The following is a 20,974-nucleotide window of genomic DNA, read 5'->3' on the forward strand; positions in this document are numbered from 1 at the left end:
TCAAACTCTCCAAACAATGTCTGAAAAAGTTCACCCCGGCTGAAAACACCCGTCCACACAGGACCGGGTGCGTCAACCAAAGGAATCCCTCCCCCTGCACGCCCGCGAAGAGCGCGGACAGGGGCGGGGTTGTGCATCATGCACTGGCTTTTAACACACTGTTGAGTTCTCAAGAAACGGACGCGTTCACCGGTCACCCAGCCAACCGGCCGGAGCTCCCAGGGCGTTTCGTTCGCTTCGTTGTGCCTTTATTCTTTCAGGCCCGCCTTCCCGAGTCAAACCGATCCATTCGGATCCATTCGGATCCATTTGATTCGATCAAGCGAGTCTTACGGGAATTCAGGCTGCCCTGTTCCCAGGGCAACCCCTCAAACTTACCAGCCTCTGAGCGGCTCTGCGAACCGATCTCCAAAACCATTGGTCTGAGGGAATCGTCGACAGACACGGGACAAGCCACACCTAAGTCACCGGAGTGAGGGGGTGGTTTGCGCCGAACATCGCCGACGTCAGAACATTAGCAGCCCCAGCAGGCCGCTCGGGACCGAACGGCAAAGCCCGTACCCGAAATCCGGGCCGGAGGCCATGGAAAACATAGACTCGGCGGGGTGAGCAGCCAGACACCGCCTACGGCGAAGAAGGTTCCCAGCGAGCGCGTGCACCACGGGGACACCGTGGTCGACGACTACGCGTGGCTGACCGTCAAGGACGACCCCGAGACGGTCGCCTACCTTGAGGCGGAGAACGCCTACACGCAGCAGGCGACCGCCCATCTCAAAACCCTCCAGGAGACGATCTTCCAGGAGATCAAGGGACGCACCCTGGAGACCGACCTCTCGGTCCCCGTCCGGAAGAACGGCTGGTGGTACTACTCCCGCACCGAGGAGGGCAAGCAGTACGGCATCCAGTGCCGGGTGGCGGCCGACGGGGAGACCCCTCCGGAGCTGAAGGCCGGCGAGCCGCTCCCCGGCGAGCGGATCCTGCTCGACGGCAACGAACTGGCCGGGGAGAGCGACTTCTTCTCCATCGGCACCAGTTCGGTCAGCCCCGACGGAACCCTGCTGGCCTACTCCGTCAACTTCACCGGCGACGAGCGCTTCACCCTGAAGGTGAAGGACCTCGGCACCGGAGAGCTCCTCGGCGACGAGATTCCGGGCATCTTCTACGGCGGAGCCTGGTCGGCCGACGGCACCACGTTCTTCTACACGACCGTCGACGACGCCTGGCGGCCCAACCGGATCCACCGGCACACGATCGGCACCCCGGCCGAGAACGACGTGCTCGTCCACGAGGAGACCGACGAGCGGTTCTGGATCGGCGTCGGCCTGAGCCGGAGCGAGCGCTATCTCGTGCTCTCGGCGGGCAGCAAGATCACTAGCGAGGTCCGCATCCTGGAGGCCGACGACCCGGCGGGCGAGTTCCGCGTCGTCCGGCCCAGGGAGGCCGGGGTCGAGTACGGCATCGACCACGCCGGAGATCACTTCCTGATCCTGCACAACCGGAACGCGGAGAACTTCGAGCTGGCCACCGCGCCGCTCGACGCCCCCGGTGAATGGACCCCGCTGATCGAGCATCGCGCGGACACCCGGCTGCTCGACGTCGACGCCTTCCAGAGCCACACGGTCGTGCACTTCCGCCGGGACGGCCTCACCGGCATCCGCGTCCTGCCGGAGGGGTCCGGGGACGCGGGCGGCGCCGAGCCGTACGAGATATCGTTTCCGGAGCCGATCTACGACGTCGCGCCGGCCGGTAATCCGGAGTTCGTCACCGAGCGGCTCCGCCTCGGCTACACCAGCATGGTCACCCCGCCCTCGGTCTACGACTACGACCTGCGGACCCGGGAGCTGATCCTGCTGAAGCGGAAGGCCGTGCTGGGCGGTTACGACCCGGACGACTACCAGCAGTTCCGCGAGTGGGCCACCGCCTCGGACGGTACTCGTGTCCCCATCTCGATCGTGGTCAGGAAGGGCACGGAGCGGCCGGCGCCGACCCTGCTGTACGGCTACGGCAGCTACGAGATCTCGATCGACCCGTCGTTCTCGGTGGCCAGGCTCAGCCTGCTGGACCGGGGCTTCGTCTTCGCCATCGCGCACATCAGGGGAGGCGGCGAGATGGGCCGCCGCTGGTACGAGGACGGCAAGTTCCAGAAGAAGAAGAACACCTTCACCGACTTCGTCGCCGCGGCCGAGCACCTGAGGGCGGCGAACTGGTCGAGCTCGATCATCGCCAGGGGTGGCTCGGCCGGCGGGCTGCTCATGGGGGCGGTCGCCAACCTCGCACCGGAGACCTTCACCGGCGTGGTCGCCGAGGTGCCGTTCGTGGACGCACTGAACACGATCCTCGACCCGTCGCTGCCGCTGACCGTCATCGAGTGGGACGAGTGGGGCGATCCGCTGCACAACGCGGACGTGTACGCGTACATGAAGTCGTACTCGCCCTACGAGAACGTGGACGACCGGACCTACCCGCCGATCCTGGCGATCACCAGTCTCAACGACACCCGGGTCTTCTACCACGAGCCCGCCAAGTGGATCGCCAAGCTCCGCGACACCGCGCGCGGCGGACCGTTCCTGCTCAAGACGGAGATGGGCGCCGGGCACGGCGGTCGCAGCGGGAGATACGACTCCTGGCGTGAGGAGGCGCTCGTCCTCTCCTGGATTCTCGACACGGTCACGGTGAACCGATGACCTACGTCGCGGCGGACGACAGATACGACGGGCGTCAGCCCTACAACAGGGTCGGCAGGAGCGGCCTCAAGCTGCCCGCGGTCTCGCTGGGGCTCTGGCACAACTTCGGCGACGACAAGCCCTTCGAGATCCAGCGGGCCATCCTCAGGCGGGCCTCGGTGGGGCACTTCCTCACCCCGGAGATGCTGACCGCGGAGACGATGCGGCATGTCCGCACGCTCAACGAGATCGCCGGGAGTCGCGGCCAGTCTCTCGCGCAGATGGCGCTGGCGTGGGCGCTGCGCGACAGCCGGGTCACCTCGGTGCTGATCGGCGCGAGCAGCGTCCGGCAGTTGGAGAACAGCCTCGGCGCGGTGCGCAACCTGTCGTTCGGGGCCGAGGAGCTGGAGGCGATCGACAGGGACGCGGTCGAGGCGGGTCTCAACCTCTGGACCGAGGCCGACGAGGCGTGATCCTCAGGGGTTCCGCCCCTCGGCGAGAGATCCCGAGGACGCCGGGTGGAGCCCGTAAGAGGGCGGGGCGGGACTGTCCAGGAGAGGCCGGACGGGGACGCGCCGGGCGGGATCTCAGGGGCGTCAGAGGGCCTCGTGTCGCTGCAGGTAGGTGAACGAGGCCCAGCCGGGGAGCACCGGCAGCCAGAAGGTGAGCAGCCGGAACAGCAGCACGGCCGAGGTCGCGACCTCTCCGGGCAGGCCGGAGAGGGTCAGGCCGACGGAGAGGGACGCCTCGACGGCGCCGAGGCCGCCGGGGGTGGGCGCCGCCGAGCCGATGGCGTTGCCGGCGAGGAAGACGATGGCGACGGTGGCGAAGTTGAGTGATCCGCCGAAGGCGCGGACGGAGGCGTCCAGGCAGACCACGAAGAAAATGGTCAGCAGCAGGGTGCCGGTGAAGCCCTCAATGATCTTCCGGGGCGACTGGAGCACGTCCAGCAGCCGGGGGATGACACCGGAGAACAGTGAGCGGAGCCGCCCGGTGAGCACCCGGCGCAGGCGGGGAACGCTCAGGATGAACAGCACCACCATGGCCACGGCCAGCAGGGCGAACACCAGGGTGCGCGACGGGGTGAAGGACGTGGCCGCGCTGGAGCCGGTGATGTAGGCGAACAGCAGGAGCAGCGAGATGTGCGAGGCCAGGCCGATGAGCTGGGAGGCGCCCACGCTGGCCACGGCCTGACCGGGCGGGATGCCGCGTTTCTGCAGGTAGCGGCTGTTGATGGCGACGCCGCTCACCGCGGCGGGGGCGACCAGCTTCACGAACGACCCGGCGAACTGGACGAGCACCGTACGGCCCAGCGGGAGCCTCTCCGGCACGAAGCCCCTGAGCATCAGCGCGGCGGCGACATAGCTCAGCGCCGCGGCGACCAGCGCCACCCCGGTCCAGCCCCACTTGGCAGAGGTGATCATGTTCAGGTTGATCTGCGTGAGGTAGTAGACCAGGAAGTAGGCGGCGAAGGCGCTGGCGATGATGGTGATGAGGGTCCGGGGGCGGAAGCGCTCCAGCCGGACCTCCTCGGTCTCGACCTTGGGTTCGAGTTCGACGATCCGCTCGCGGATCGCGGTCAGCAGCTCCTTGTCCTTGCTGAGGGCGGCCCTGGTCTCGCGGGTGAGCGCGATCCGCTGGAGCAGCGGGAGCGCGCCGGCCAGCGTGTTCGGTCCGGCGACGGCGGCTGCCGCGGCGACGGAACGGTCGGCGCCGACGCGCAGGCTGAGGTAGGTGAGCAGCTGGGCGATGTCAAGTCGGAGCAGGAGGTCGCCGGCGGCGATCTCGCCGCTGCGGGCGTCCATGAGGACGACCCGGCCCTCACGGTCGACGTGGATGCTGTCACCGGTCAGCCGCCGGTGGGCGAGCCGCTGGACCTGCAGGAGCAGAACCTGTTCCCAGATCTGGGCGAGCAGGTTGTCGTCGATCTCGTCGTCGGGGATCTCGTCGAGCGGGCGGGTGTCGATGTGCTCGTAGGCGAGCAGCGCCGCCTCGGTGCCGATCTCACTGGTGCCGACGAGCCGGGGTGTGCTGGCCCCGGCGGCCTGCGCGGCGTACGCCATCAGGGCCTCGCGCTCCAGCTCGGCGCGGAGGGAGCGGATGGCCCGGCGGCGGGTCTCGGTGTTGAGCCGGATCCGCCGCCAGAGCCGGTAGAGCAGCCCGGCGACCTGGCGGTCGCGGTCGAGGACGGTGACGTCGAGGCGGCTGCCGTCCCTGAGCCCGACGGCGTACCTCCGGCTGCTCTGGTGGTCGTCGTCCAGCCTGTGCGCCTTGACCGAGGCGAAGCCCAGCTTGGTGAGGGTGGCGATGACCGCGCTGCCGGGCGGCCGGGTGTTGGGGCTGCCCAGGCCGTACAGCGTGGCGTAGCCGACGGCCAGGCCGACCAGGATCGAGACGACGATGCCGAGGATGGTGGCCGCGGTGGCGGCGAAGAGGGCGGCCGCGTTGAGCGCGACCGCGCTCCACAGGGCGGCGCGCCAGGTGGGGCGGCGGGATATCCGTGCCGCGGTGACGTAGGCGATGACCGAGGTGAGCAGGGTGTTGAGCGGTTCGACTCCGCTCCTGCCCCCGGTCAGCAGGACCTGCAGGTCCTCCGGGCCGGCCTTGAGGATCCACTCGCCGAGGGTGAAGGAGAGCACCATGCCGGCGATCGCCGCGAAGAGGCCCTCGGCGACCCTCAGGCCGTCGCGGTGGAGCACCCGCTCGATGGCGTAGGCGGCGGGGACTCCGAGCATGGCCGCGCCGCTCAGCACGCCGACCAGACCGCTGAGCAGGAACGGCGCCCGGTTCGTCCCGTCGATGACGTCGCCTTCGAGGCCGTTGAGCGTCTTCTTCGCCACCAGGGCGAGCAGCACCACGGCCACGAGCCCGATCAGGGTGGCCAGGAAGCGCAGCAGGTCGGACGGGCGGCGGATGCGCTGCGGGAGCAGCGGCTCGATGACGAGCACGACGGAACCACCGTCCGTCGACGGCTCCACACCGTCGACGGACGACGCTCTGTCACGTTCCCTGATTTCCGTCACCGCCTGCGATTCTGCACGTTCCGCATTACAAGTGCGTCACTGATCTTCTCGTTCAGTGCCCACAATCGACGTCATACCTATCTCTCCGACCCTCTGAGGGCCTTGATCACATAGCTCCCATCCTGGCCGCCGAGATCGAAAAAGAGGGCATCCGATGATGCCGGACGGCGCCGTGACCGGCGAATACGTCGGCGGTGCGCGGCGCCGTACGCGGATCGTGGAGAATGTCGCCTCCGGCGCGGCGGACCAAGTGATCATGTGTTGACGCGCGGAGATCGCAACGCCGGGCGCGACGAACGTGGAGCGGGAGACCGGCGGTCCGGCGTCCGGACACGGCGGAGAAAGGGATCCGGTGCCGTGGCGGCGCCGGCACGTCGGCGGCCGGTCTCCCGGCGGTGTCGGCACCGTCGCCGGAGAGGATGTCGAACGTCCGATTCGCCGGGGGTGTCAGCGCAGACAAGATCAATCCGGCGAACATCGCGTACCTATCCGAGGTTGAGAATTGACCAGCTGACCTGCGGTGATGATAGCCGCAGTGAGCGTTGACCTGGAAAGGTGATCATCATGTGCCGCAGCTCACTCGCCACAGCCCCGGTTTCACCGCACCTGACCCCAGCCGCCTCCGGCGACCGCTCGTGCCCGGGAGACGGCGGGGAACGCCTCGGGCGGCCGTGGGCCGTCCAGGCGCGCGGCGGCACATGACCATGAGCCTTCACGGCAGCGACACCACGACCGTCAAGTGGCCGCGGGGAACACCCCGAACACTGATTTGACTCCACTCGATAACAAAAGTGAGATCGGTCTTTAAAGATCGCGATTGGACATACTACGTTCCGCTTATCGCGATCGCCGGGTATTTCCTGCTCCACTCTCGTTAGAGGAGTTTCGCATGCGCGCACGCGCGTACAAGGGTTTACTGGCCGCTGTCACCGCGGCCTCGGCCATGACCCTCCCCATCATCTCGGCCGGCCCCGCCGGCGCCGAACCCGAGCCCGACGCCAGGACGTTCAGCCAGTCCGTCAAGACATCGTCCGTCAAGCGGCACCTGGAGAGGCTCCAGCGGATCGCCGACGCCGGCGGTGGCACCCGCGCCTCGGGAACCCCGGGGCACGAGGCCTCGGTCGCCTACGTGGCGGGCAGGCTGCGTGCGGCGGGCTACAGCGTGACCCTGCAGGAGTTCGAGTTCCCGTTCTTCCGCAACGTCACCGACGCCGCGCTCGACCGGGTCGAGCCCGCCGCCAAGAAGTACGTGCTCGACACCGACTTCAAGACCATGACGTACTCCGGCTCGGGCAACGTCACCGCCCCCGTGCAGGGGGTGGACCTCGTCCTGCCGCCGAGCCCGACGCCGAGCTCCACCTCGGGCTGTGAGGCGAGCGACTTCGCGGGCTTCACGCCGGGCAACATCGCGCTGGTGCAGCGCGGCACCTGCAACTTCCAGGTGAAGGCCGAGCTCGCCGAGGCGGCCGGCGCCGCCGGCGTGATCATCTTCAACGAGGGCCAGGCGGGGGCGGGCTCCAACGACCGCCGGGTCCTGCTGAGCGGCACGATCGGCGCGCCCACCACCCACATCCCCGTCGTCGGCGCCACCTTCGCCGTCGGCGACGAGCTGGCCGCCACCGGGTCGAAGGTCACGCTCGTCGCCGACACCGAGAGCGACCTGCACCGCAAGACGCGCAACGTCCTGGCCGAGAGCCGCTGGGGCGACCCCGGCAAGGTCGTCATGCTCGGCGGCCACCTGGACAGCGTCATCGACGGACCCGGCATCAACGACAACGGCTCCGGCAGCGCCGGAGTGCTGGAGACGGCCCTGAGGGCCGGCGCCCTGCCGACCAGGAACAAGCTCCGCTTCGCCTTCTGGGGCGCCGAGGAGCTGGGCCTGCTGGGCTCCAAGCACTACGTGGCCAACCTCTCCGCCGAGGAGAAGGCCAAGATCAAGTTGTATCTGAACTTCGACATGATCGCCTCGCCGAACTTCATCTACGGGATCTACGACGGCGACGACTCCGACAGGACGGGCGCTCCGGCGGGTCCCCCCGGATCGGACAAGATCGAGAAGCTCTTCGAGTCGTACTTCAGGGCGATCGGCCAGCCCCACATCGGCACCGACTTCACCGGCCGCTCCGACTACGGTCCCTTCATCGCGTCGGGCATCCCCGCGGGTGGCCTGTTCACCGGCGCCGAGGGCATCAAGACCGCCGCGCAGGCCGCCACGTTCGGCGGCGAGGCCGGGGCGCCGTACGACAGGTGCTACCACCAGGCCTGCGACACCGTCGAGAACATCAGCGACCGCGCGCTGGCGGTGAACACCGGCGCGATCGCGACGGCGGCGTTCGTCTACGCCTACAGCGACGACCTGCCCGGCGGCGGGACCCCCGGCTCCAGCCGGCCGGGAACCGGCGGCGGCGGTCTCGGAAACGACCACGACCACGCCGGGGTCGAGAGGTGACACCGGCGTCCCCGACGCGTTGAGGTCGAGGGGGTGCGGCCGGACAGGCCGCACCCCCTCTCCCATGTCCCTCCCCCGCCCTCCTCTCGCGAGCCCCGCGCCCGGCCGGAGAACGCCACGCCCGGATAAGGTCGGGGCATGGCACTGGGCGAACTGCAGATTCTGGGGGCCTGTCCGCTGGACTGCCCGGACACCTGCTCGTGGGTGGTGACCGTCCGGGACGGCCAGGCGGTCAAGATGCGCGGCAACCCCGACCACCCGTACACCCGCGGCGCGCTCTGTGTGAAGGTCAACCGCTATCTGGAGCACACCCGGGCCGCGGACCGCATCCTGCGCCCGATGCGGCGGGCCGGCCCCAAGGGGTCCGGCAGGTTCGAGCCGATCAGCTGGGACGAGGCCCTGGAGGAGATCTCCGTACGGCTGCGCGGCATCGTCGAGGAGCACGGCGGCCAGGCGATCTGGCCGTACCTGGGCACCGGCACGCTGGGCTACGTTCAGGGGTCCGAGGGGATCGCGGGCCGGCGGTTCTGGAACGTCCTGGGCGCCTCCAAGCATTTTCTGAACATCTGCTCCACCGCGGGAAACGTCGGGCTGCGGCACGTCAACGGCACGCCCGGCGGGATGGATCCGGAGACGTTCGCCCTGTCTCGGCTGATCCTGCTCTGGGGCACCAACACGCTGACCAGCGGCCACCACCTGTGGAAGTTCATCCAGGACGCCCGCGCCGCCGGGGCGTACGTGGTGGCGATCGACCCGATCCGCACCCGAACCGCCGAGCAGGCCGACGAGCACCTGCCGATCCGGCCCGGCACCGACGCGGCCCTGGCCCTCGGCCTGATGAACGTGGTCCTGTCCGAGGGCATGGAGGACCGCGACTACCTCGACCGGCACACGAGCGGCTGGGCGGACTTCCGCGCGGAGATCCTGCGCTGCCCCCCGGAGCTGGCGGCGAAGATCACCGGCCTGCCCGAGCGGGACATCCGGGCCCTGGGCGTACGGCTGGCCCGCACCCGCCCGACCGGCATCCGCGCCACGATGGGCATCCAGCGGCACGCGGGCGGCGGTGCCGCGCTGCGCGCGATCGCCGCCATCCCCGGGGTGACGGGCGACTGGCGCCACCCGGGCGGCGGGATCGCCTACTCCACCAGCGGTCACATCCACCTGAACATCGACACCCGCGACGACCTGCTCGCCGAGCCGGTCCGGCAGCTCACGATGACCCGGCTGGCCGAAGGGCTGGACGAGTCGGTGAAGTGCCTGTGGGTGTACGCGGCCAACCCGATGGGCTCCACCGCCGACCAGAACCGCGTCCGCGAGAGGCTGCTGCGCGAGGACCTGTTCACCGTGGTGATGGAGCAGTTCCCGACCGACACGGTGGACTACGCCGACATCGTGCTGCCGGCGACCATGCAGATCGAGCACGTCGACCTGCACGCGGGCTACGGGCACATGTATCTGATGTGGAACGAGCCCGCGGTCGAGCCGCCGGGCGAGTGCCTGTCCACCACGGAGACGTTCCGCCGCCTGGCCCGGCACATGGGGCTGACCGAGCCGTCGTTGTACGACTCCGACCTGGAGCTGGCCGAGCAGCTGCTCGCCTCGGGGCATCCGTCGCTGGAGGGCGTCACGGTGGACCGGCTCCGTAAGGAGGGCTGGGTGCGGCTCAACGTGCCGCGGCCGTTCGTGCCCTTCGCCGACGGCTTCCCGACGCCCTCGGGCCGGCTGGAGTTCGGGACCGGGCCCGCCTACGTCCCGCCGCGCACGGCCTCCGCAGGGAGCGGGCCGTATCCGCTGGCGCTGATCACCCCCGCCGCCCACACGTTCCTCAACACCACCTTCGGCAACAACCCCGAGCTGCTGCGGCGCTCCAAGGGGCCGCGAATCCTGATCAACCCCGAGGACGCCGCGCGGCGGGGGCTGGGCGACGGGGGGCGGGCCCGGGTGTTCAACGATCACGGCGAGTTCGAGGCCGTGGCGGAGATCAGCGACCGGGTACGGCCCGGCGTCGTGGCCTCCACCAAGGGGCACTGGCGCAAGCTGAGCGCCGGGGGCGCGACGGTGAACGCCGTGGTGGAGGAGCGTGACGCCGACATGGGCCGGGGCGCGGTCTACCACGACAACCTGGTCGAGGTCGCTCCCGCCTCCGGTACGGCCGGCCTCGGCGGACCTCGCGCGTTCTGTGACGAAAGCAAGGGTCGAAATCAGGGTTCCTCCCCGATGTGAGGAGGGGGGTCGGGAGGGCAGGCTGATGTCATGAACGACGAACTGACTCGACGTGACGAGATGTCCCTGGCGGGTGCCGCCCTGCGCGGGGCGCCGTGGAAGGCCGCCGCGGTGACCGGGGGGGCGGCCGCCGCCGCCGGCTTCGGCCTGGGGGTGATCCTGCCGGGCAGGGGGGACCTGACCTGGGCGCTGACACTCGGCATCGGGTTGTTCGCGCTGATCGCGGCCGTCGGCTCGGTCGGCAGGCCCAACACCGGGGACCGGGTGACGCGGCAGGCCCGGCTCTGGGCGCTCCGCCGCCCCTGGCGTTTCTCCCTCTACCCGGCGCTCGGCGCCGCCGCGCTCATGTATCCGGTGCAGCTCGTCATCGACGACCAGGGCGTGTTCGGCGCCGCGCTGGACGCGCTCCAGGGCGGGGTGACGGTGTATCTGATCACCGCGCTCCTGGCGCTGACGCTGAGGGGCCGGGGGCGCCCCTCTCTGCCCTACCGCCCCTAGAGCGGGCCTCCGCCCCGCACCACGGGACCGTCTCCGCGCCGCCCCTGTTCGGGTCTCCGGCCGTAGGGCGGGGACGCGCGCCCCGCCCTCTCATCGGTGGGACGTCACCCCGGCGTCCTCTCGTAGCCGGCCCGGCAGACGCAGAACTCGTTGCCCTCCGGGTCGAGCATGGTCACCCAGCCGCTTCCCTCGGGGGTGCGCCGGTCGTCGTGGATCGTGGCGCCGACCCCGAGCAGCCGCTCGACCTCCTGGTCACGGGTGGTGCCGCCGGCGCCGGTGACGTCCAGATGGACGCGGTTCTTGGCCGACTTGCCCTCGGGGACCCTGATGAACAGCAGATCCGGCGTGCCGGGGAGCAGGACCTCGTCGTCGTCCTTTCCGGTCTCGGGGTGGATCTCGCCGCCGGTGGCCCGGCTCCAGAAGGTCGCCAGCTCGTACGGCCGGGCGCAGTCGAAGGTCACGCACTGAACGTCAATCATGGGTCCACCCAATCGCGACACCATCTAAAGCGTCAAGCCGGTTATTTCCCGTCGCCCACCGGCGGCACCGGATCGATCCGCACCCCCGGCGAGGCCGCCGGCCGGCCCGGCCCCGCCCGGAAGCCCGCGGTTCCGGTCCCATCGGGGGTCCCTCCGGTCAGTGGCCGCCCCCGGCGAGGTTGAGGCCGACGACGCCGGCGAGGATGAGGGCGATCGAGGCGATTTTGAGGAATGACACGTCGTCACCCAGGACGAGCATGCCCAGGGACGCGGTCCCGACGGCGCCGATGCCGGTCCAGACGGCGTAGGCCGTGCCGACCTCCAGGCTCTTCAGCGCCAACGCGAGCAGGCCGAAGCTGAGCACGGCGAAGACGGCGAACCCGACGCTCGGCAGGAGAACGGAGAACCCGTCGCTCATCTTGAGCGAATAGGCCATCGCGACCTCGAACAGTCCGGCGACGACGATGATCATCCAGGCCATGACGGCTCCCCCTGACAGGAGCGTCGTCTTTTCCGACCGGGTACGGCGCGTCTCGTCCGGGAGCGGCTCTTTTGAGGGCTCTAGGGAGAAAACATAGCAAAAATCACTTTGATTCCCGCCGGAGGGTGAACCACCGGTCACGCGGGCGACCCACCGGGCGATCCATCGGGAGATCACCGCGACGAACGTCCCATCGGAGCGGTTTTTAGGGGTTACTGGCGGGTAGCATCAGAGGTAAGGTTACTGGCGAGTATGAAAAGTTCCGGTTCCCCCGGTTTCAAGGAGCAGAGTCCATGGGCCACTACAGGAGCAACCTCCGCGACCTGGAGTTCAACCTCTTCGAGGTCTTCGACCGCCGCGACATCCTGGGCACCGGCCCGTTCACCGACTTCGACGAGGACGTGGTCCGCAGCGTCCTGGAGGAGGTCAACCGGCTGGCCACCGGGGTGCTGGCCGACTCCTTCGCCGAGGGCGACCGCATCCCGCCGACCTTCGACGCCGCCACCCACACCGTGACCCTGCCGGAGGGGTTCAAGAAGTCGTTCGCCGCCTACCGGGACGCGGGCTGGACCAACCTGGGCCTACCGGCCGAACTGGGCGGGCCCGGCCTGCCGCCGAGCGTGAACTGGGCGCTGGCCGAGCTGGTGCTGGGCGCCAACCCGGCGATCTGGATGTACGCCAGCGGTCCCGCGTTCGCCTACGTACTGCACCTGATCGGCACCTCCGAGCAGAGGCGGTTCGCCGAGCTGGCGATCGGGGGGCAGTGGGGGGCGACCATGGTGCTGACCGAGCCGGACGCGGGCTCGGATGTGGGGGCCGGCCGCACCAGGGCGGTGGAGCAGCCGGACGGCACCTGGCACATCGAGGGGGTCAAGCGGTTCATCACCAGCGCCGAGCACGACCTGGCCGACAACATCTTCCACCTGGTGCTGGCCCGCCCCGAGGGCGCCAGGCCCGGCACCAAGGGCCTGTCGATGTTCCTGGTGCCCAAGTACCACGTGGACCTGGAGTCCGGGGCGCTGGGAGAGCGCAACGGGGTGCGCGTCACCGGCCTGGAGCACAAGATGGGGCTGAAGGTGTCCACCACGTGTGAGCTGACCTTCGGCGGGCCGGACGGACCGGCTGTGGGCACCCTGGTGGGCGGGGTGCACGAGGGCATCAAGCAGATGTTCATGATCATCGAGCACGCGCGGATGATGGTGGGCACCAAGGCCATCGCGACCCTGTCGACCGGATACCTCAACGCGCTGGCGTACGCCAAGGAGCGGGTGCAGGGCGCGGATCTGACCCGGATGGCCGACAAGGCCGCGCCGAGGGTGGCGATCACCGCCCATCCGGACGTGCGCCGGGAGCTGATGCTGCAGAAGGCGTACGCCGAGGGGATGCGTGCGCTGGTGCTGTTCACCGCGACCTGGCAGGACGCGGTGCAGATCGCCCGGTCCGCCGGGCGGCGCGACGAGCGGGCCGAGGCGATGAACGATCTGCTGCTGCCCCTGGTCAAGGGGGTGGGCTCGGAGCGGTCCTACGAGATGCTGGCGCGCTCGCTGCAGACGCTGGGCGGGTCGGGATATCTGCAGGACTACCCGATCGAGCAGTATCTGCGAGACGCGAAGATCGACTCGCTGTACGAGGGGACGACCGCGATCCAGGGGCTGGACCTGTTCTTCCGCAAGGTGCTGCGGGACGGCGGGGCGGCGCTGGGCGTGCTGCACGAGCAGGTGGCGGGCTTCGCGGCCTCGACGGCGGGCAACGGGCGGCTGAAGCAGGAGCGGGCGCTGCTGGCCGAGGCGGCCGGCGAGGTCAAGGCGATGGCCGACGCGATGGGCGGCTGGGCGCTCACCTCGCTGCAGACCCCGCGGGAGGTGTATCGGGTGGGGCTGAACACCACCCGGTTCCTGCTGGCGCTGGGCGACGTGGTGATCGGCTGGCTGCTGCTGCGCCAGGCCGAGGTCGCGCTGGAGGCCCTCGACACCCTGACCCCCGCCACCGCCGGCGCCACCGCCGGCGCCGCCGGCTCCGGGACGGGGACCGGCAGGGATCGGGCGTTCTACACCGGCAAGGTGGGGGCGGCGTCCTTCTTCGCGCAGACCGTGCTGCCCCGGATCGCGGCCGAGCGCCGGGTGCTGGAGGCCACCGACCAGAGTCTGATGGACCTGCCCGAAGACGCCTTCTGACCCCGGCCCGTCCGGACCGGCGGCCCTGCCGGTCCGGGCGCCCTCTCACACGGTGGTGACGATCTCGCCGCCCGGCCGGGCGCCTCGTCCGGGCCCGGGACGTTCCTCCCGGGGAGCCATACGATCGCCGCTCAGGCCGCGACGGGGACCTGCCCACCCCGCGGTGAGGCTTTCACACCTCTCAGGAGCAGCCAGAAAAGCAGGGCCACCTCCGCGACCGCGGCCGGCGCGATGGCGAACGGGCTCAGAGTCGCCCCCAGCTCCGGGGCCGGGAACCGCGTGAACGTGTCCACGAGATAGCCGCCGCCTCCGGCGGCGAGAAGGACCCCGAGCGCGCGGGGGAACATGCGCGAGGTGTGGACGAGGTATCCCAGCGGCAGCAGCCACAGGCCGAAGAAGATCTGTGCGATGAGGTAGCCGTGGTGCTGGAGGTCGAACATGAGCAGCACCAGCGCGTCGGCCCCCCGCGCGCCGAAGGCTCCCGCGAAGGAGGGGTCGGTGGCGACGAGGAGCGCCGCGAACTGATGAACCAGGTTGAGGCAGGTGATGGCCACGGCGATCGCCACGAAGATCACCATCACACGGCCCGCGTTCCTGTTCACGTGTTCGAGGAGCAGGAACAGGGTCATGGCCACCAGCAGGAAGAACACCGCTTGCACGAGGTCGGCCACGAAGCCCGCGCGGACCAGGCCGGCGTGCGCCACGACGTTTCGCGCGGTGGCGGTGGCGTCGCCGGGCACGTAGACCTTCTCGCGCGAGTAGAACTGCGCGAAGCCCCCGAGGACGGCGACGACCAGATAGAGGAGTCCGGCGATCCTGGCGAGGCGCCGGGGTGCCCGAGGCGGCTGGGGTGCCTGGGGTGAGCTCATGGTTTCTCCCTGATTTCGGGTATGGCGAATGGAGGCCGCGAGGCGGTCTCCCCCGCACGCCGTGCGATGTCGTCGGCGGCTACTCCTCGGCGCCGGGGTACTGGAAGACGTCGTCCAGCGGCACCCTGAACACCCGGGCGATCGTGAAGGCCATCTCCGGCGACGGTGAGTAGCGGCCCTGCTCGATGGCGATGACGGTCTGGCGGGTCACGCCGATGCGGTCCGCCAGGTCCGCCTGGGTCATCTCCCCGTGCGCGAAACGGAGGGATCGGATCGAGTTGGTGACCTTGGTGGGCCTTCCCATCGTCAGAGGCCCCCGCGGCACGTGACGATCTTCACGATAGATCCACGCGCGCGCTTCTCTCCGATGGACACGGCCGCTCCCATGTAAAGCAAACTTAACACCACTGAACGTAAAGCAGGGCAGACATGATGTCAAGCATCCTTAACATTCCCCCGGTCGCGGCCCGGCTCCGGCTCTCGATCGGGGGGGTGTCGGCGCCCGCCGTACCGGCGCCGTGGCGCCCGCGGCGAACCGACGTCATCACGGCCTGACCGCCGGCCCGTCCCCGTACGGCCACGGCCGTACAGGGACAGCCCCCATCCCCGCGTCCCTCGCCCTCGCCTTCGGCGGGTGAGGGGGGGACGGGATATCGGTGTTGACGTTTGGGTCAAGTTACTCTCATAATGAGATTGTCTTACTATGAGAAGGACGTGGGATGGACGAGTCCGAGTTCCTGGCCGGGTACGACCCGCGCGATTTCCCGCCGGTCGCCGTGACGGTCGACGTGGTCGCGCTGACCATCCGGGAGGGCGCGTTACGCGTGCTGCTGGTGGAACGGGGCCGGCAGCCCCAGGCGGGGCGGTGGGCGCTGCCCGGAGGGTTCATCCAGCCGGGTGAGGACCTGCCCGAGGCGGCGGCGCGGGAGCTGGCCGAGGAGACAGGGCTGACCCCCCGGGTGCACATCGAGCAGCTCGCCAGCTACGGGGCGCCCGAACGGGACCCCCGGATGCGGATCGTGTCGGTCTCCTACCTGGCCTTCGCCCCCGGCCTGCCCGACCCCCGGGCGGGTTCGGACGCGGCGGACGCGGCCTGGCACCGGGCCGACCGGGTCCCCGAGCTCGCGTTCGACCACGGGCGGATCCTCGGAGACGGGCTGGAGCGGGCGCGGAGCAAACTGGAGTACACCCCGCTGGCCACCACCTTCGTGGGCGAGACGTTCACGATCTCCGAGCTGCGCGGTGTCTACGAGACGGTGTGGGGCGTGCCGCTGCACGCGGGCAACTTCCACCGCAAGGTTCTGTCGGTGCCCGGCTTCGTGGAGGGCACCGGGGAGACCACCGAGAGCGGCGGGCCTCGCGGGGGCCCCCGCGCGAAGCTCTACCGGGCCGGAGACGCCCGTCTCCTCCACCCCGCGCTGCTCCGCCCGGCCAGGGAGGAGGAGGTGCGGTGATCACCACGGCCGAGGCGATCGCGCTGGTGTCCGCCGCCCGCACCCCGGAGGACCTGTTCGGCGGGGACTCGCCGAGGCGGGCGTACCGGCGGCTGGCCCGGCTGCTCCACCCCGACCTCGTGCCGGGGGCGGAGGCCGCCGAATGCTTCGCCAAGCTGGTCCGCCTCTGGGCGGCGCACGGCGGAGACGCCGAGGCGGTGATCACCACCGGCCGGGGGACCCTCCGGGTCGGAAAGGTGTTCCGGCGGGGCGCCACCGCCGTGCTGTACGAGAGCGGCGCCGACGCGCTGCTCAAGGTGGCGCGGAGCCACGCCGACAACGACCTCATGCGGCGCGAGGCGGACGCGCTCAGCGGGATCGAGCGGGACGGCGATCCGCTGCTGCTGCCGTACGTGCCCCGGCTGGCCGAGTCGTTCCGGTACCGCTCGGGCGGGGTCGAGCGGCAGGCCAACGTGATCAGCCGGGTGCCGGACGGGTTCGTGAGCCTGACGGAGATCGCCGAGCGCCGGACGGTGCTCGACCCGAGGGACGCGGCGTGGATCTGGCGACGGCTGCTGGTCGCGCTCGGGGCGGCCCACCGGGCGGGGGTCGTGCACGGCGCGGTCTTCGGCCACCACGTGCTGGTGCACCCGATCGACCACGGTCTGGTGCTCATCGACTGGAGCCAGTCCGTCCCGCTCGGCAGCCCGCTGACCGTCCTCGTGGCCCGGCACCGGGACGACTACCCTCCCGAGGTCCCGGCCCGCCGGCCGGCGACCGAGGCCACCGACATCCACCTCGCCACCCGGTGCGTCGCCGCCCTGATGGGCGAGCGGGTGCCCACGGCGATCCGCCGCTTTCTCCGGGGCAGTCTGATCGGCCCGCCCCGGGACGCCTGGCGACTGCTCGGCGAGCTCGACGACCTGCTCGACGACCTCTACGGGCCCCGGAGGTATCGCCCCCTCCACCTCTGAACCCCTCCCCCCCCCGCACCTCTGAAACCCTGCACCTCTGAAACCGGGAGATCCCCCATGGGAAGCGGAATCTGGTCCACCGACGTCTACGCCGCCGCCGCGAGCTACCGCGCGGCCAGCGGCGCCAGCGCCTTCGCCTACAGCGACAGCGGCGCGCGCACCGTGCACCGCGACCTCGATCCGCACGGCGTGACGGCCCGGGAGAGCCGTAACTCCGGCGAGCACCCCGACACCCTGGCCGTGGCCGTCCTGTTCGACGTGACCGGCTCGATGCGCGGGGTGCCCCGCACGCTCCAGAGCAGGTTGCCCGACCTGCTCGGCCTGCTGCTGCGCAAGGACTACGCCACCGACCCGCAGATCCTCTTCGGCTCGATCGGTGACGCCACCTGCGACCGCGCCCCACTGCAGATCGGCCAGTTCGAGTCGGACAACCGGATGGACGACGACCTCGGCAAGATCCTGCTGGAGGGCGGGGGCGGCGGCCAGATGACCGAGTCGTACGAGCTGGCCATGTACTTCATGGCCAGGCACACCTCGCTCGACTGCTTCGAGAAGCGGGGACGTCGCGGTTACCTGTTCATCATCGGCGACGAACTGCCCTACCCGAAGGTCAAGCGCCGCGAGGTCCGCCAGGTGATCGGCGACGACCTTCGGCGGGACATCCCGACCGGCGAGATCGTCACCGAGCTGACCAGGATGTACGACGTCTACTACATCCTGCCCGCCGGAGCGGGCCACGCGGGGGACGGTCAGGTGCTGGCCGCCTGGCGCGAACTGCTCGGCCAGAACGTGCTCGAACTGGACGACCTGGACGCGGTCTGCGAGACCATCGCGCTCACCGTCGGCCTCGGTGAGGACGCCATCGACCTGGACGAGGGGCTCAGCGACCTCGACGAGCTCGGTTCGGCCTCCGGAGAGGCCGTGGGCAAGGCGCTGGCCAGGCTGGAGCGGCGCGCGCTCGTGGTGACCGAGGGCCTGGACACGGGTGGCGACAGCGGCGTGATCCGGCTGTGAACGGGCGGACGGACCGCGGGACGGGGAAGGGCCGGGAGAGGGCGGACCACAACCGGAACCGGAAGGAGGACGGAGACGAGGAGGGGAACCGAAGGGGAAGAGGGGGCGCGGAAGAAGGGCCGAGGACGGAGTGGGGCGGGGTGGGTGGGGGCGCGTGAGTGAGCATGTGATCGTGACCGACCTCGGGTACGGCGACGCGGGGAAGGGCACCGTCGTGGACTGGCTCTGCGCCCAACGGCGGGTGGGGGCGGTCGTCCGGTTCAACGGGGGCGGGCAGGCGGCGCACAACGTCGTCCTGCCCGACGGGCGGCACCACACGTTCGCCCAGTTCGGGTCGGGGACGTTCCGGGGCGTCCCCACCCACCTGTCCCGGTTCGTGGTCGTGGACCCGCTCGCACTGGCCGCGGAGGCCGCGCATCTGGGCGAGGTGGGTGTTCCGCACCCGTTCGGGCTGCTCACCGTGGACCGGGAGGCGCTGCTCGCCACGCCGTACCACGTGGCGGCGGGACGGGGGCGGGAGCTTGCGCGGGGCGCCGACCGGCACGGGTCGTGCGGGATGGGCGTCGGCGAGACCATGGCCTACGCCCTGGAGCACCCCGGCCTCGCGCCGGTCGTCGGCGACTGCGAGACCCCCGCCCGGCTGGCCCGCAAGCTGCGCGCGCTCCGCGAGACGCTGAAGGTGCCGGGGCCGCCCGTGGCCGACTGCGTCGCGGCCTATCGGGCGTTCGCCGAGCGGGTGACCCTGGTGGACTCCTCGTTCACGACCGCCCTGCTGCACGGGCGGCCGGTGGTCTTCGAGGGGGCGCAGGGCGTGCTGCTCGACGAGTGGCACGGCTTCCACCCCTACACGACCTGGAGCACGACGACCTTCGCCAACGCGCTGGCCCTGCTCGACGGGGTGCCCGCCATACGGCTGGGCGTGCTGCGCTCCTACACCACCCGGCACGGGCCGGGGCCGCTGGTCACCGAGGATCCGACGCTGGAGACGGCCGAGGCCCACAACGGGACGGGGCCCTGGCAGGGGCCCTTCAGGGTCGGCCACTTCGACGCGGTGGCCCACCGCTACGCGCTGGCGGTGGCCGGTGGGGCCGACGCGCTCGCGCTCACCCACCTGGACGTGCCGGTGTCGCGGATGTGCGTCTCCTACGACATGGGCGAGCTTCCCGTGGGGACGGCGGGCGACCTCGACGGGCAGGCGGGGCTGACCGGACGGCTGCTGAGGGCCCGCCCCCGCTATCTGGACGGCGTCGACGACTGGCCCGCCGCGGTGGCCGACGCCCTCGATGTCCCGGTCCACCTGGGCTCGTGGGGGCCCACCTCGGCCGACAAGACCCGTCTGGGTAGTGTGATCGCGCCGGAACGGGTATGACCCATCACGTAGGTTCTGTTTACCTGATCATTACTTCCGTCCGGAGGACCTGATGGGTGTCGGGGTCAGCATCTTCTTTCTCACGCTCGGCGCCATCCTCAGATTCGCCATCGAGCCCGACGTTCTGGGCAAGAATGTGCACATCGACGTCATCGGCCTGATCTTCATGATCGTTGGCGCGATCGGGATCGTGCTGAGCATCGTGCTGGGGGCCAGGAGCGGGCATACGTCGGACGACCGTCTGATGCACCGCGAGAACCATCCCTCGGAGGACTAGGAGCGGCCCGCCGCCCGGCCGGCGCGGGTCAGCAGGCGAACTGCACGGCCGCCCGGGACGCCAGGATGGGCTTGATGTGCTCGGCGATCACGGCCTGGTGCGCCGGGTGGTCGCGGTAGGCCAGGTAGTCCTCGACGGTGTCGAAGTCGGCGACGACCGCGAACTCGTGGTTGCCCGGGTTCACGGCCGCGTCGGCGCCGATGGTGTAGGCGCGGATCTCCGGGATGATCCCCGGCAGCCCGCCGAGTTCGGTGGCGACCGTGGCCCTCTGCTCGTCGGTGGCCTCTTCCGCCCAGGTGAACAGCACGACATGCCGGAACATGATCTTCCTTTCCTCGGGTGCTCCGCCAGGGTACGGCCATGCCGTCAAGGAATCGACAGCGGGTGCCGAATGACATTCAGGATGGTAAGAACCCATCGTCCAGAAATGCCCCGATATGGATAATTTATTTCATATTTATACACGTCTGTGCGGCTTTGCCAAAGTATAAGTGCTTTGCGGTGTCATGGCAGCTGCGTCTTCTGCGATGTTTGAGGTGTTCGGAGCTCAGGAGGGCGAATCCGTCCTCTCGTGAAACCGGAGGATCGCATGAAAACGAAGACTGCCACCTCGTTCATCGCGAGCACCATGGGCGCCGGGCTCATCGCCGGAGCCCTGATGGCCGCCCCCGCCGAGGCCATGGTCACATCCGTGGCGAACACCACGACCCCTACCGTCCAGACCGCCGGGGCCACGAACTTCGTCGCCGGCTGCGGATGGCGGCGCCGCTGCTGTCGCCGCTCCTGCGGCTGCAGAAACGGCTGCGGATGTCGCCGCTCCTGCGGCTGCGGAAACGGCTGCGGATGGCGGAGCTGGAGGTGGAGCAACTGGAGCAACTGGGGCGGCGACTGGGGCGGCAACTGGTGGTGGTAAACCGGGCGGAATAGACCGTCCGCCTGAGAACCGCGCACAACCGAGGCGGAATCACGTTTTCTTCTCCGCCGGCCCGGAAAAGGCCCGGACCGGCCGGAAACCGGAACCGCTCTCCAACGCCCCTCACCGGAGATG

At 70.0% G+C, this 20,974-nt stretch carries 18 protein-coding genes and 1 riboswitch; of the genes, 12 read left to right on the forward strand and 6 right to left on the reverse strand.

Translation table 11 applies throughout. The features are described from left to right. Positions 1-605: 605 nt before the first annotated feature. Positions 606-2,684, forward strand: a complete 2,079-nt coding sequence (locus ABZ194_RS24700; protein WP_355599381.1) for a S9 family peptidase — start codon at positions 606-608, stop codon at positions 2,682-2,684. Further along, entirely contained in the window at positions 2,681-3,136 is a 456-nt protein-coding gene (locus ABZ194_RS24705; protein ID WP_355599382.1) for an aldo/keto reductase, read from the forward strand. The genes ABZ194_RS24700 and ABZ194_RS24705 overlap by 4 nt, the downstream gene beginning before the upstream one ends. Before the next feature lie 123 nt (positions 3,137-3,259). Here the strand turns inward: ABZ194_RS24705 and ABZ194_RS24710 are convergent, their stop codons facing one another. Continuing rightward, positions 3,260-5,686, reverse strand: coding sequence for a lysylphosphatidylglycerol synthase transmembrane domain-containing protein (locus ABZ194_RS24710; protein ID WP_355599383.1), 2,427 nt, complete (start codon positions 5,684-5,686; stop codon positions 3,260-3,262). An 889-nt stretch (positions 5,687-6,575) separates the two neighbouring features. On the opposite strand from ABZ194_RS24710, the gene ABZ194_RS24715 reads away from it, so the two are divergent. The 3 genes from ABZ194_RS24715 (at position 6,576) to ABZ194_RS24725 (ending at position 10,856) form a co-directional block, all read left to right on the forward strand. Further along, positions 6,576-8,135: a M28 family metallopeptidase gene (locus tag ABZ194_RS24715; RefSeq protein WP_355599384.1), complete on the forward strand. Its 1,560-nt coding sequence runs from the start codon at positions 6,576-6,578 to the stop codon at positions 8,133-8,135. Between the two features lie 138 nt (positions 8,136-8,273). Beyond that, positions 8,274-10,358 carry a molybdopterin oxidoreductase family protein gene (locus ABZ194_RS24720; protein WP_355599385.1) on the forward strand — a complete coding sequence of 695 codons (2,085 nt, stop codon included), beginning with the start codon at positions 8,274-8,276 and terminating at the stop codon, positions 10,356-10,358. Between the two features lie 30 nt (positions 10,359-10,388). Next, a complete protein-coding gene (locus tag ABZ194_RS24725) occupies positions 10,389-10,856 on the forward strand; it encodes a hypothetical protein (protein ID WP_355599386.1) in 468 nt (155 codons plus the stop codon). A gap of 104 nt (positions 10,857-10,960) precedes the next feature. On the opposite strand, the gene ABZ194_RS24730 is transcribed toward ABZ194_RS24725, so the two are convergent. Together ABZ194_RS24730 and ABZ194_RS24735 are read right to left on the reverse strand one after the other, a co-directional pair. Next, complete coding sequence (locus tag ABZ194_RS24730; protein WP_355599387.1) at positions 10,961-11,335, reverse strand: VOC family protein; 375 nt, start codon at positions 11,333-11,335, stop codon at positions 10,961-10,963. Positions 11,336-11,492: 157 nt separating this feature from the next. Further along, on the reverse strand, positions 11,493-11,816 hold the full coding sequence (locus ABZ194_RS24735) for a multidrug efflux SMR transporter (RefSeq protein WP_355599388.1): 324 nt from the start codon (positions 11,814-11,816) through the stop codon (positions 11,493-11,495). A 17-nt stretch (positions 11,817-11,833) separates the two neighbouring features. Further along, a riboswitch (guanidine-III (ykkC-III) riboswitch) is annotated at positions 11,834-11,900 on the reverse strand. A 209-nt stretch (positions 11,901-12,109) separates the two neighbouring features. Here ABZ194_RS24735 and ABZ194_RS24740 point away from each other — a divergent pair. Further along, positions 12,110-13,990, forward strand: a complete 1,881-nt coding sequence (locus ABZ194_RS24740) for an acyl-CoA dehydrogenase (RefSeq protein ID WP_355599389.1) — start codon at positions 12,110-12,112, stop codon at positions 13,988-13,990. Between the two features lie 131 nt (positions 13,991-14,121). On the opposite strand, the gene ABZ194_RS24745 is transcribed toward ABZ194_RS24740, so the two are convergent. Together ABZ194_RS24745 and ABZ194_RS24750 are read right to left on the reverse strand one after the other, a co-directional pair. Beyond that, the gene (locus ABZ194_RS24745) at positions 14,122-14,859 is read right to left on the reverse strand and encodes a DUF4386 domain-containing protein (RefSeq protein WP_355599390.1); all 738 of its coding nucleotides are present in this window, start codon (positions 14,857-14,859) and stop codon (positions 14,122-14,124) included. Between the two features lie 79 nt (positions 14,860-14,938). Next, positions 14,939-15,163, reverse strand: a complete 225-nt coding sequence (locus ABZ194_RS24750) for a helix-turn-helix transcriptional regulator (RefSeq protein WP_355599391.1) — start codon at positions 15,161-15,163, stop codon at positions 14,939-14,941. A gap of 415 nt (positions 15,164-15,578) precedes the next feature. On the opposite strand from ABZ194_RS24750, the gene ABZ194_RS24755 reads away from it, so the two are divergent. The 5 genes from ABZ194_RS24755 to ABZ194_RS24775 all read left to right on the forward strand — a co-directional run bounded on the left by ABZ194_RS24755 (position 15,579) and on the right by ABZ194_RS24775 (position 19,926). Then, positions 15,579-16,313, forward strand: a complete 735-nt coding sequence (locus ABZ194_RS24755; RefSeq protein ID WP_355599392.1) for an NUDIX domain-containing protein — start codon at positions 15,579-15,581, stop codon at positions 16,311-16,313. Further along, complete coding sequence (locus ABZ194_RS24760; protein ID WP_355599393.1) at positions 16,310-17,266, forward strand: lipopolysaccharide kinase InaA family protein; 957 nt, start codon at positions 16,310-16,312, stop codon at positions 17,264-17,266. Before ABZ194_RS24755 ends, ABZ194_RS24760 begins: the two co-directional genes overlap by 4 nt. 57 nt (positions 17,267-17,323) lie before the next feature. Continuing rightward, positions 17,324-18,280: a hypothetical protein gene (locus ABZ194_RS24765; protein WP_355599394.1), complete on the forward strand. Its 957-nt coding sequence runs from the start codon at positions 17,324-17,326 to the stop codon at positions 18,278-18,280. A gap of 154 nt (positions 18,281-18,434) precedes the next feature. After that, on the forward strand, positions 18,435-19,649 hold the full coding sequence (locus ABZ194_RS24770; RefSeq protein ID WP_355599395.1) for an adenylosuccinate synthetase: 1,215 nt from the start codon (positions 18,435-18,437) through the stop codon (positions 19,647-19,649). Positions 19,650-19,701: 52 nt separating this feature from the next. Next, positions 19,702-19,926: a DUF6458 family protein gene (locus tag ABZ194_RS24775; protein ID WP_355599396.1), complete on the forward strand. Its 225-nt coding sequence runs from the start codon at positions 19,702-19,704 to the stop codon at positions 19,924-19,926. Between the two features lie 28 nt (positions 19,927-19,954). Here the strand turns inward: ABZ194_RS24775 and ABZ194_RS24780 are convergent, their stop codons facing one another. Next, complete coding sequence (locus ABZ194_RS24780; RefSeq protein WP_355599397.1) at positions 19,955-20,248, reverse strand: Dabb family protein; 294 nt, start codon at positions 20,246-20,248, stop codon at positions 19,955-19,957. A gap of 267 nt (positions 20,249-20,515) precedes the next feature. Here ABZ194_RS24780 and ABZ194_RS24785 point away from each other — a divergent pair, with 267 nt between their 5' ends. After that, positions 20,516-20,839 carry a hypothetical protein gene (locus ABZ194_RS24785; RefSeq protein WP_355599398.1) on the forward strand — a complete coding sequence of 108 codons (324 nt, stop codon included), beginning with the start codon at positions 20,516-20,518 and terminating at the stop codon, positions 20,837-20,839. Positions 20,840-20,974 lie beyond the last annotated feature (135 nt).

The organism is Streptosporangium sp. NPDC006007 (genome assembly GCF_040614315.1).
GTDB lineage: Bacteria > Actinomycetota > Actinomycetes > Streptosporangiales > Streptosporangiaceae > Streptosporangium.